This is a genomic window from Ruegeria sp. BE1 (genome assembly GCF_056538885.1).
Window position 1 is genome coordinate 81,560 of the sequence record NZ_JBQFTY010000001.1, and the last position, 11,747, is coordinate 93,306.

At 59.0% G+C, this 11,747-nt stretch carries 9 protein-coding genes; 3 read left to right on the top strand and 6 right to left on the bottom strand.

Features of this window, described 5'->3' with window-relative positions; genetic code table 11:
* Position 1: 1 nt before the first annotated feature.
* Genes ACR0J5_RS00465 through ACR0J5_RS00475 form a run of 3 tightly spaced genes read left to right on the top strand, consistent with a single transcriptional unit; the run spans position 2 to position 3,721 of the window.
* Entirely contained in the window at positions 2-1,099 is a 1,098-nt protein-coding gene (locus ACR0J5_RS00465) for an ABC transporter ATP-binding protein (protein ID WP_480649894.1), read from the top strand.
* On the top strand, positions 1,092-2,087 hold the full coding sequence (locus tag ACR0J5_RS00470) for an ABC transporter ATP-binding protein (protein WP_480649895.1): 996 nt from the start codon (positions 1,092-1,094) through the stop codon (positions 2,085-2,087). The genes ACR0J5_RS00465 and ACR0J5_RS00470 overlap by 8 nt, the downstream gene beginning before the upstream one ends.
* An 11-nt stretch (positions 2,088-2,098) precedes the next feature.
* Entirely contained in the window at positions 2,099-3,721 is a 1,623-nt protein-coding gene (locus tag ACR0J5_RS00475) for a dihydroxyacetone kinase subunit DhaK (protein WP_480649896.1), read from the top strand.
* Positions 3,722-3,789: 68 nt separating this feature from the next.
* On the opposite strand, the gene ACR0J5_RS00480 is transcribed toward ACR0J5_RS00475, so the two are convergent.
* The 6 genes from ACR0J5_RS00480 to ACR0J5_RS00505 all read right to left on the bottom strand — a co-directional run bounded on the left by ACR0J5_RS00480 (position 3,790) and on the right by ACR0J5_RS00505 (position 11,745).
* Positions 3,790-5,589, bottom strand: coding sequence for an NAD(P)-binding domain-containing protein (locus tag ACR0J5_RS00480; protein ID WP_480649897.1), 1,800 nt, complete (start codon positions 5,587-5,589; stop codon positions 3,790-3,792).
* Between the two features lie 148 nt (positions 5,590-5,737).
* Complete coding sequence (locus ACR0J5_RS00485) at positions 5,738-7,477, bottom strand: sigma-54-dependent Fis family transcriptional regulator (protein ID WP_480649898.1); 1,740 nt, start codon at positions 7,475-7,477, stop codon at positions 5,738-5,740.
* Positions 7,478-7,610: 133 nt separating this feature from the next.
* Positions 7,611-9,128 carry a mannitol dehydrogenase family protein gene (locus ACR0J5_RS00490; protein WP_480649899.1) on the bottom strand — a complete coding sequence of 506 codons (1,518 nt, stop codon included), beginning with the start codon at positions 9,126-9,128 and terminating at the stop codon, positions 7,611-7,613.
* A complete protein-coding gene (locus ACR0J5_RS00495; RefSeq protein ID WP_480649900.1) occupies positions 9,128-9,901 on the bottom strand; it encodes an L-iditol 2-dehydrogenase in 774 nt (257 codons plus the stop codon). Before ACR0J5_RS00495 ends, ACR0J5_RS00490 begins: the two co-directional genes overlap by 1 nt.
* Entirely contained in the window at positions 9,898-10,902 is a 1,005-nt protein-coding gene (locus ACR0J5_RS00500; RefSeq protein ID WP_480649901.1) for an ABC transporter ATP-binding protein, read from the bottom strand. Before ACR0J5_RS00500 ends, ACR0J5_RS00495 begins: the two co-directional genes overlap by 4 nt.
* A gap of 12 nt (positions 10,903-10,914) precedes the next feature.
* Positions 10,915-11,745 (bottom strand): carbohydrate ABC transporter permease, encoded by an 831-nt coding sequence (locus ACR0J5_RS00505; protein WP_480649902.1) that lies wholly within the window; start codon positions 11,743-11,745, stop codon positions 10,915-10,917.
* Positions 11,746-11,747: the final 2 nt, after the last annotated feature.

The window sequence follows — 11,747 nt, forward strand, 5'->3', positions numbered from 1 at the left end:
CATGGCACAGATCAGAATTGAAAACGTGCGCAAAGATTTCGGGACGTTTACGGCCGTGCAGTCCTCAAGCTTCACCATCGAAGACGGCGAATTCTTCATGCTGCTTGGCCCTTCGGGTTGCGGCAAGACCACGACTTTGCGCATGATGGCGGGGCTTGAGTTGCCCACCAGTGGAGAGATTTACATCGACGGCGAAGAGGTGGGTATGAAACCCGCCAGCCAGCGCGATATTGCCTTTGTGTTCCAGATGTTCGCGCTCTACCCGCATATGAATGTGGGCAAGAACATCAGCTATCCTTTGCTGAGCCAGGGCATGCCCAAGGCACAGGTGAAAAAGAAGGTGGACGAGGTCGCGCAGATTTTGGGGATCACCGATATCCTGAAAAAACCGGTCGGCGGCCTGTCTGGAGGCGACCGCCAGCGCGTGGCGCTGGGGCGTGCCATCGTGCGCGACCCCAAGGCGTTTTTCATGGATGAACCTCTGGGTGCGCTGGATGCAGAATTCCGCGAACATATGTCCGAGGAACTGCGCGCCCTGCATGACAGGATGGGGGCGACCACGGTTTACGTGACGCATGATCAGTTGGAGGCGATGCAGATGGGCGACAAGATCGTGGTCATGAACCACGGCGTTGTCGAACAATTCGGTGTGCCGCAGGATATCTATGACTGGCCCGCCACGATGTTCGTGGCCAGTTTCATCGGTTCACCAGCGATGAATTTCCTGAGTTTTCATGGCATTGTTGGCAGCGGTACCCAATCGGTCGATCTGGGGGGCAGCCAAATCCGCATCCCCGAACAACATGGTGGCGCGCGTGGCGATCTGGCGCTGGGCGTTCGGCCTGAACATGTACACCTGGACGACAGCGCGACTTACCGCGGTGAGGTGATGGCGACAGAATATCTGGGCACCACGCAGATCGTAACGCTGGATACGCCGAATGGTGAAATCAAGGCGCGTATCCCGTCAAGCACTCGCGCAGAGGTGGGCGAGAAGACCGGATTGCGTTTCGATGAACGCACGATCACCGTGTTTGAAACCGAAAAGGGCAGGGCGCTGTTGTCCGCCGGAAACGAGGGAGTTCTGCATCATGGCTGAGGTCGAGCTTCGCAATGTGACAAAAACCTATGGCGATACGGTTGCGTTGGACGGCGTGTCGATGACCATTCCGGACGGGGCCTTTGTCGTCCTGCTTGGGCCGACCGGCGCAGGCAAGACAACCACACTGCGCATGGTTTCCGGACTGGATAAACCGGATAAGGGCGACGTGTTGATGAACGGCCAATCGCTGAACGGGCTGACCCCGGCACAGCGCAACATTGCCATGGTGTTCCAGCAATACTCGCTCTACCCGCATCTGACGGTCTATGAGAATCTGGCTTTCCCGCTGCGCTCGCCGTTGCTGAAAACCCCCGAGGATCAGATCAGGGTAAAGGTCCAGCGCGTGGCCGAGACGTTGCAGATTGCGCATAAGCTGGACAACAAGGCGACGGCCTTGTCCGGCGGCGAAATGCAGCGTGTTTCTATCGGACGCGCCCTTGTACGTAACCCCGAGGTTTATCTGATGGACGAACCGCTCAGCTCGCTGGACGCAAAACTGCGCGCCGATTTGCGGGTCGAACTGAAAAGCATTCAGGCCGATAGCGGCGCGACGCTGCTGTATGTGACACATGACCAGATCGAAGCGATGACCATGGCGACCCATGTGGGTGTTCTGGATCACGGCAAGCTGGTTCAGTTCGGCACCCCGCGCGAGATTTACGAAGATCCTGTCAGCATCTATGCGGCCAGCCGCTTGGGCCAGCCCCGGATCAATATCCTGCCCGCCGATATCTTTGGCCACGCCCCAACAGGGGCCAAATCCATCGGTCTGCGCCCCGAGCAAATCGGGCAGGGCGATGGACAGGACAGTCTTGTGACGCGGGTCGAGCATCTGGGCGATCAGACGCGTCTGCATCTGTCCTTCAAAGATCACGATCTGATCACGGTCACAGATGCACATACCCCGCTGAAGTCAGGCGATATTGTTAAGATCGCCCCCAATAAACCATTTTTCTTTGACGCCTCAGGCGCCCGGATTCAGTGAAAGAGACCGACATGACCCACTTCATCAACAAAAAAGAAGACATCGTCGCCGAGGCCGTGGATGGCGTGATCGCTACCTCTGGGGGCCGTCTGGCGCGGTTGGATGGTTACCCGCATATCCGCGTAGTCGTTCGTACCGACTGGGACAAATCCAAGGTCGCGCTGGTATCGGGCGGCGGATCGGGGCATGAGCCGGCTCATGCGGGTTTCGTTGGCGAGGGCATGCTGACGGCTGCGGTTTGCGGTGATGTGTTCGCCTCGCCGTCGGTCGATGCGGTTCTGGCTGGGATTTTGGCCGTGACAGGCCCGGCAGGGTGCCTGCTGATCGTAAAGAACTATACCGGAGATCGGCTGAACTTTGGCCTTGCCGCGGAACGTGCCCGGGCCTTTGGCCTGAACGTGAACATGGTGATCGTGGATGATGATGTTGCCCTGCCGGACCTGCCGCAGGCGCGCGGCGTTGCGGGCACGCTGTTCGTGCACAAGATTGCCGGCGCGCTGGCCGAGAATGGCGCTGATCTGGATGCCGTGACCACGGCTGCAGAGCGGGTGATTGCGGGGACGTCATCCATCGGCATGTCTCTTGATACCTGCACTGTACCGGGTGCCCCAAAAGAGGATCGCATCCCATTGGGCAAGGCCGAGCTTGGTCTGGGCATCCATGGCGAAGCAGGCATCGAACAGGTCGATTATTCGGACGCGAAAACGGCCATTGCGATGATGGTCGAAAAACTCAGCTCAACCATGAAGCCGGATCAACGCTATGTGGCGCTTTTGAACAACCTCGGTGGAGCGTCGGTTTTGGAGATGTCCATTCTGGCGCATGAGTTGGCGAAGTCAGACATCGGCCCTCAGATCAGCCACATGGTTGGACCGGCGGCGATGATGACGTCCCTTGAAATGCGGGGCTTTTCGATTTCGATCTATCCGGCCCCGGCCGAGGATCTGATGGCGTTGCAGGCCAAAACCCCGCTGAGCGCCTGGCCCGGAGTGAACGCCGTGGTTGAGGTGCCTGTGCTGGATTTGCCGGATGGGCTTAAGCCAATCAAGCCGCTTGCGTCCGATCACCCCGAAACCCGATCCTTCCTGACCCGCTGTTGCGAGATATTGATCGCGGCAGAGGCCGACCTGAACGCTCTGGACGCCAAATCCGGGGATGGCGATACGGGCTCGACCCTGGCCGGTGCCGCGCGCGCCTTGATCACAGCGATGGACAGGTTGCCTCTGGCGGATCACACGCAGCTGTACCGCGCAATAGGGCAAGAGCTCAGCCAGACCATGGGCGGGTCTTCGGGTGTGTTGCTGGCGATCTTCTTTGCGGCGGCTGGGGATGCGGCGTCCAGCGGTCAGACGATGCGGGATTCCCTGCACGTTGGTCTGAGCCGTATGCAGGAAATCGGAGGCGCGCAACCGGGCGACCGAACGATGATTGATGCGTTGAAACCCGCGCTGGACAAACTGGAAAGCGGGTTGCCGGATGCGGCAGTGGCTGCCCGTGCAGGTGCTGACAAAACCGCGACGATGCTGCGGGCGCGGGCAGGTCGCGCGTCCTATATCAATGCCGACCAACTGCGCGGCCACGTCGATCCCGGCGCCGAGGCTGTCGCACGGTTGTTTGAACGGTTAGCCGGATGACCAGACGCCCCGAGCCGCGATGACGGCTTGGGGCCTTTCTTTAAGGCGCAGGTCTCACTCCTGCCAATCTAACTGAGATGGTACACCTCTTGGAGGTCATAGACAGGTGTTGGGATACCCTCCATCCGGGCCTTTATCTGCAACGACAGGAACTGTGAGTAATGTCGGGACTGATGCAGGTTTCCACCATGCATCCAAAGGTTTGAAACCTGAGTCGGCTTCCACATGTTACGCTGCTCGCCTTCCCATGGTCCCGGGTCCTTGGTCGTGTCAGAGCCCAGCCCCCAGCATTTTCCAAGCCGATCCGCCATATCCTGGCCCATCAGATCGGCGACCCAGCCGTTCATCGAATTGTACCCGGTCGCATAGACCACCAAATCGGCATCCAGATGTGTTCCGTCGTCAAGGATTACTCCGGTTTCATCAAGCGCTGTTACCTGACCGCGTTTCAACTTGATCTCGCCATCAATGATTAACTGGCTGGCCCCGATATCGATGTAATAGCCCGATCCGCGGCGCAGGTATTTCATGAACAGCCCGCTGTCGTCATCGCCCCAGTCCAGCCAGAACCCGGCCTTTTCCAGCCCGTCGTAGAACTCTTTGTCTTGCTCTTTCATCGCGGCATAGGCGGGAATCTGAAACTCGTGCAGAATGCGATAGGGCAGCGATGCAAAGATCAGATCGGCCTTTTCAGTGGTCATGCCAGACTGCACCGCGCGTTCGGAATAGAGATCGCCCAGCCCGATCTCCATCAAACTGTCCGAGCGCACGATATGGGTCGAGGACCGCTGCACCATGGTCACGTCGGCGTCGTTTTCCCAAAGCGCTGCGCAGATGTCATGGGCTGAGTTGTTGGACCCCACCACGACGACTTTCTTGCCCGACCATCTGTCTGGCCCGTCATGTTCCGAGGAATGAACCTGCTCACCCTTGAACACATCCATGCCGGGGAAGTCGGGCATACGTTTCTTGCCGGACATCCCTGTGGCCATGATCAGTTGCTTGGGCCTCAGCACCACCTCTTCACCGTCCCGGTCCACAATGATCGTCCATTCACCCTTGTCTTCGTCGAAGGTGGCGGATTTGGCCGTTGTGCGCGTCCAGTAGTTCAGCTCCATCACCTTCGTGTACATCTCAAGCCAGTCACCGATCTTGTCTTTGGGTGAGAAGACGGGCCAGTTTTCCGGGAACTTGATATAGGGCAGATGGTCGTACCAGACCGGATCGTGCAGGCAGAGGGATTTGTAGCGATTGCGCCAACTGTCGCCGGGCCGGTCATTCCGTTCGATGATGATCGTCGGAACACCAAGTTGGCGCAGCCGTGCACCCATGGCGATACCGCCCTGACCGCCGCCGATGATAACGCAGTAGGGCTGGGTCTCGTAACCCAGTTCGGCCTCTTCCTGCGCTCGTTCTTCGGCCCATGTGGTCCGGTGTTTGCCAGCCCCATGCTTGGCGCCCAGCGGACGGTTGAATCCTTTGGGCTCTTCATGTCCTTTCAGCTCGACCATCGTGGTCAGCAAGGTCCATATCTTGCCATCCTTGAGGCGGATCAACCCGTAGCCACGCGCCACTTCGGTCTCGAATTCGATCCATGCGGTGGTCACGCCGCCATCCTCGGTGGGCATTTCACCTTCGGCTATTGTCCAACCGTTTGGCTTGGTTGTGGCCAACTGGTGCGAGAGCATATCTGCAACCTGCGCCTTACCTTCGACTGTTTTGATGTTCCAGGTAAAGCTGACCAGATCGCGCCAATAGCAATCGTCCTGAAACATCTCGCAGGCGGCATCGATATCACCTTTGGACAAGGCCGCCCCGAAATCGTCCAGAAACCCCTGCACCTGATCCGAGAGTGTTGTGTCGAGCATGTCATCCTCCCTATCTCCACAGAGCAGAAGGCTGGCAAATCAGCGCCCCGTCGGGCAAGCGGATTTGGCGGTTCAACACGTGGTCCGGCCCAAAAATGCCATGGCTTGTTGCGCGTGCAACAAGGGCGCAACACGGGTGCATGTGCGTTCAAGCGGGTGGAACAAGCCCGGCCTTTCGCATCCGACGCAGGATTGTCGACCGGTTCACACCAAGCCGCCGCGCCACCTGGGACATGTTCCAATCGCAAGCGCGCAAAAGCGCTTCCAGATCATCGGAGTCCTGCGTTTGCGTGTGGGCAAGCGCCGGTGCGGGCAAATCCGTTAAATCGATGATGTTGTCCTCACACAGGGCGACTGCACTGTGCAGCAGATGCTCCAGTTCACGAATATTGCCGCGCCACAGCCGTGATTTCAGATCAGCGCGCGCGACTGTCGACAGGCGAATATCATGGCTGGCAAACCGTCGAAGCAGGCGATCAATCAGCCAATCCAGATCCGCCCGGTGGCGCAAAGGCGGCAGGGACAATGTGGCCCCTGCAATCCGGTGCAGCAGATCTTCGCGCAGACTGTCGTGCAATCCCGCCGGGGGCTGCCGGCATGAGGCGATGATCCTCAGATCGGACCGCCGTTCCAGTACTGCCAACAGAGAGGACTGCGCAGGCTTGCTCAGGTCTTCGACACCGCGCAGAAACAGCGTGCCGGGATCGACGGCATGGCAGAAATCGAACGTCTGAGTGTCGCAGCAGATCACAGTGTGGAAATCCTGTGTCGCAGGATCGGCCATGTGGATTGCGCGTGCCAGCTTGGTCTTGCCTGTGCCGCTTTCACCAGTCAGCAACAGCGGCAGGTTGGTCGGAGCAAGGCGGGCAGCAGTGTTCAAAAGCTGCTGAAGGTCCGCATCCGGCCCCGCAAAACTGCCAAGGGCGCCGGGCAGAATCTGTTCGCGTTTGCGCAGGGCAGCCGTCATCTGTGGCGTCTGCGGTGCCACGGCATGACCATAAAGCGCGCGCCCGTCCTTGAGGTGCAGAACACGGTCTTCGGACGGTCTGCCGCGCATGAATTCGGGCATGTCATCCACACTGATTTCAAGCCAGTCCTGCAAGTGCGACCCGATCAGGTGACCGGAACCGTCCGGGTCCAGCGCGCGGCGGGCGCCCGAGGTCATACCGATGATCTTGCCGCTGCCGTCCACGGCAACCGCCGCTTCGGGATCGACCTCAAGAAACTCGGGGCTGGCTGAAAACCGCAGGACCCAATCGCGCCGGGTCGACGCCATCAGGTTTGCCATCTCGACGCGGCGGGCGGAATTCGTCACCAGCGTCATAGCAAGATTCTGCGAAGCCTTGGGTGAAGGGCCCCGCAACAAAGACACATCGAGAACCGCAGCAAGCCCGCCCTTGGTGTCAAAGATGGGGGCCGCCGTGCAGGACAGCGGTGTATGCGTGATCGAAAAATGGTCGCCCTGATGGATCGTCACCGGTTGGCCTGTGACAATGCACGACCCTACACCGTTCGTTCCGGCCAATTCCTCGGTCCATTTGAAACCCAGGTGAAGACCCGCATTTCTAAGTTCATCTTCGAAGTTCCGATCCCCAAAGAAATCGACGCAGACGCCCTCTGCATCCGCAAGCAGCAAGACATAGTTCTGCCCCGCCACCTGCGCAAACAACGACTGTAGCCCCGAGCGTGCCGTGGCGATCAGCCGTTCGGATTGCTCCAGATGTTCGCGGAACTGGGTGTCCGGAAGGATATGCGCGGGTTCTTGTCGCGTCGGGTCCATGCCATAGGTTTCGACGCAGCGCTGCCAGCTATCCGCAACAAGACGATCGCGTCCTGTGTCGAACCCATTCAGAACGCGGTCAATCTCGTGTGTATGGTGGCGATCCAACGGTTTTTGATCCTCTCAACCCAACAGCAAAGTAACATGGGGAAGGATTCGCGCCTACGGGCAGGTTTCGCAGGCACTTTCCCCGCGGCTCAGAGGTGGCTACGGGATGTCTGTGAGTCGAACTGCACTGCCTTTAGGATTGCGATCCCTCAGATGGTCGGCCGTTGGTCAGGTATTCCGCTATGGCCGCGCGGCATCCGCGCTGCCAGATCGTCGTCAACCATCCGGCAAAGGCGTTGGAAAAGCCTGTGTCCCGGCCAAGCTCTCCGTAATACTGGCGCTGTCCCACCCAGTGGGCAGGATCGCTTTTGGCGGCCAAAGCAGCGTTTTGAAGAGTTGCCCATTCGGGGTCATTTGCTGCGATTTCCGAGCCGTCTTCGCGTATCCCGGCGCACATCCGGCACCAGAATGCCTCGGCCAGGGCCAGCCCGCTTGTGGAAGACCCTGTTGCCAGCCCATCGCGCAGCGACGGTAGAAGGAACCCGGGATGTCGAGAGGACCCGTCGAATGCAACGCGCCGGGTGGTGTCGTGGATTGCTGTATTGGCAAAACGCGTCTCAACCAGCGAAAGATATTCCTGCGTGCTTGTCCCGGGGACAGTCTCGACATGTGGCAGAATTTCCTCTGCCTGAACCTTTCCGAAAAAGGCTGAAATGTCCGGGTCCTGCATGCAATCGGCAATTGTCGGTATGCTGAGTATCTCACCGACATTGGCAAGCAATTGATGGCCGCCATTCAGAATGCGCAGCTTCATGGCTTCGTATCGGTGGACATCCTGAGTCAGCGTGACACCAACCTCTTCCAGCGGTGGCCGCCCTGCGCAGAAGTTATCCTCGATCACCCATTGGCGAAAGTTCTCGTGCGAGACCGGTGCGCGATCATCGACACCCAGATTTCGGCATTGCGATAACACCTGTTCTGTCGTCGCAGGGACGATGCAATCGACCATCGAATTGGGGAAGGTGACGTTTTTCTCGATCCAGCCGGCCAGTTCGGGGTCAGACAAGCGGGCCAATTCGACAACGCAGCTGCGCAAGATTGCCCCGTTGCCCTGAAGATTGTCGCAGCTCAGCGCAGTGAAGGGTTCGATCCCTTTTTTGCGCCGCTCATGGAGGGCGGCGACAATGGCGCCAAAAACGGTGCGAGGCTGCGCGGGGTTCGCTGCATCATGCAGAATATCCTTGTGATGTCTGTTGAACGCGCCGGTGTCAGATTCCAGATAATACCCGCCTTCAGTCACCGTCAGCGATACAATTCTGATCGTGGGATCAGCCATTTTGAGGATCAGTGCTGCATTGTTTTCCTCAATGGGCAGATAGTCGATCATTGGGCCGATCACCTCGGCGGACATGCCGTTGGGGTCCAGCTCGATCAGCGTCGTCAGATGGTCCTGGGCCTGCAGGCGTTCTCGCATCTCGGCGTCATAGCTTCGCACACCGGCACCGATGATCGCCCAGTCAAGGGCCTGTCCTTTTTGCATCAGTCGATGAATGTACCACGCCTGATGCGCGCGATGAAAATTGCCCAGACCGATATGGACGATGCCAGCCGTCAGATCTGCTTTGCGATACACTGGCCGTTTGATGCTGTTGGGTAACTCATCAAGGGTCTCACGTGTAAGCCTGATTGCTGTGTTGGCCAGAGGTTCCATCAGCTCATCCAATTTCCGCCATCCACGTTATAGGTTTGCGCCACGATATATTCCGCCTCATCCGAGGCCAGAAACACCGCCATACCGGTCAGGTCTTCGGCCCGCCCCATGCGGCCATAAGGGACGGCCGCGCCAACCTCGCGTTTCTTCTGACCCGGCGCTTTGCCTTCGTGCCTTGCAAAAAAGGCGTCGACCCCGTCCCAATGCTCGCCGTCGACAACGCCGGGTGCGATGGCGTTTACGTTGATGCCGTGATTGATAAGGTTCAGCCCGGCCGATTGGGTGATCGAGATCACTGCGGCCTTGCTGGCGCAATAGACGGCGACCAAAGGTTCCCCCCGTCGACCTGCCTGCGAAGCCATGTTGATGACGCGCCCTTTGACCCCGTGTTCAATCATGTGTCGCGCAACCGCCTGCAAAGTAAACAGGGTGCCTGCGACGTTGATGTCAAAGACCCTCTCATAGTCAGCGCGCTGGATGTCCGTGATCGGAGCAGCAGTGAAGATCGCGGCATTGTTGACCAGAATATCGATCGGTCCGAACCTTTCGGATACGCGGGCTATGGCGGTGTCTATGCTGCTCTGGTTCGTTACATCCATGTCAACGGCCATTGCGGCGGCCCCGATATCTGTCGCAGCCACCTGTGCCCGCTGATCATCGATATCGGCTATGGCGACACGGGCACCTTCGGCCACATAGGCTTTGGCAAAAGCCAGCCCAATGCCACGCGCGGCCCCGGTGATCAGGGCGGTTTTGCCTGCCAGACGAGTCATGCGATCCGCAGGCCTTTCGCATCAAACCGGTGGATCACATCAGCGCGCGGGGTCAGGTGAATGCGGTCGCCATGGCGAAACCCGACCTCGCCATCTGCGCGCACAGTGATCGTTTCGGCCAGTCCGGTTTCGTGGACGTGAAAGAAAGTGTCCGAGCCCAAATGTTCGGAAACGCTGACCACCCCGGACCAATCCCCTTCGGTTTCTGACACTGCGATGTGCTCGGGCCGTATTCCGATGGTTTGGGCGCCGTGTTTCGCGGCCTCGGGCCCTTCGATGAAGTTCATCTTGGGGGACCCGATGAACCCGGCGACAAACAGGTTTCGCGGTGTCCTGTACAGCTCGAGCGGGCTTCCGACCTGTTCGATCACCCCGGCCTGCAGGACGACGATCTTGTCGGCCATGGTCATGGCTTCGACCTGATCGTGAGTCACATAGATCATCGTGGTAGCCAGACGTTCGTGCAGCTCGCTGATTTCCAGCCGCATGCCAACGCGCAAGGCCGCGTCGAGGTTTGAGAGAGGTTCGTCAAACAGGAACGCGGCGGGTTCGCGGACAATCGCACGCCCGATGGCCACCCGCTGACGTTGCCCACCCGACAATTGGCCGGGGCGGCGGTCCAGATAGTCGGACAGGTTCAGCACGCTGGCGGCACCTTCAACGCGCTTGTCGATCTCGGCCTGATCCAGCTTGGCCATGCGCAGCGGAAAGGCGATGTTCTTGCGCACGGACATATGCGGGTACAAAGCGTAGGACTGGAACACCATCGCCAATCCGCGCTTTGCAGGCGGCACATCCGTCGCATCAGAACCATCAATGTCGATGGAGCCGCTGGTGATGTCCTCCAACCCCGCGATCAGCCGCAGCAAGGTAGATTTACCGCAGCCCGAGGGGCCGACAAAGACCGTGAACTCGCCATCTTCGATGGTCAGGTCCAGTGGGGGGATGACCTGCACATCGCCGAAGCTTTTGGTCACGGACTTGAGTTGGATATGTCCCATGTGTCGTGTTCCTTATTTCACAGCGCCGAAGGTCAGGCCGCGGACAAGTTGTTTCTGACTGAACCAGCCAAGGATCAGGATCGGAGCAATCGCCATGGTCGAGGCCGCGCTGAGCTTGGCAAAGAACAGGCCCTCGGGGCTGGAATAGCTGGCGATGAAGGCCGTCAGGGGCGCGGCGTCTACAGCTGTCAGGTTGAGGGTCCAGAACGCCTCGTTCCACGCAAGGATGAAGTTCAGAAGCACGGTTGAGGCGATGCCGGGGATGGCCATGGGGGTCAGCACATAGAGGATTTCCTCTTTCAACGTCGCCCCGTCCATCCGCGCGGCTTCCAGAATTTCACCCGGAATTTCGCGGAAATAAGTGTACAGCATCCAGACGATGATCGGCAGGTTGATCAGCATCAGGACAACGACCAGACCTCCGCGTGTGTCCAGCAGACCCAGACGGATGAACAGCAGGTAGATCGGGTAGAGAACACCGACCGCCGGCAACATCTTGGTGGACAGCATCCACAGCAGAATGTCCTTGGTCCGTTTTGACGGCACGAATGCCATTGCCCATGCGGCGGGAACGGCGATGATGACACCCAGAATGGTGGAGCCGCCTGCAATGATGACCGAATTCCACAGGAACCGCATATAGTCCGAGCGTTCCTGCACAACGGCATAATTCTCCAGCGTCCAGTCAAAGTTCAGGAACAGGGGCGGGCTGGCAATCGCCTGCGCCTCGGTCTTGAAGCTGGTCAGGATGGTCCAGAGGATCGGGAAGAAGATCAGCAGACCAACAGCCCAGGCAAGGACTGTGTTCAGCGATTTACGGCGGGGTGTGACGGCGCGGGCCATGG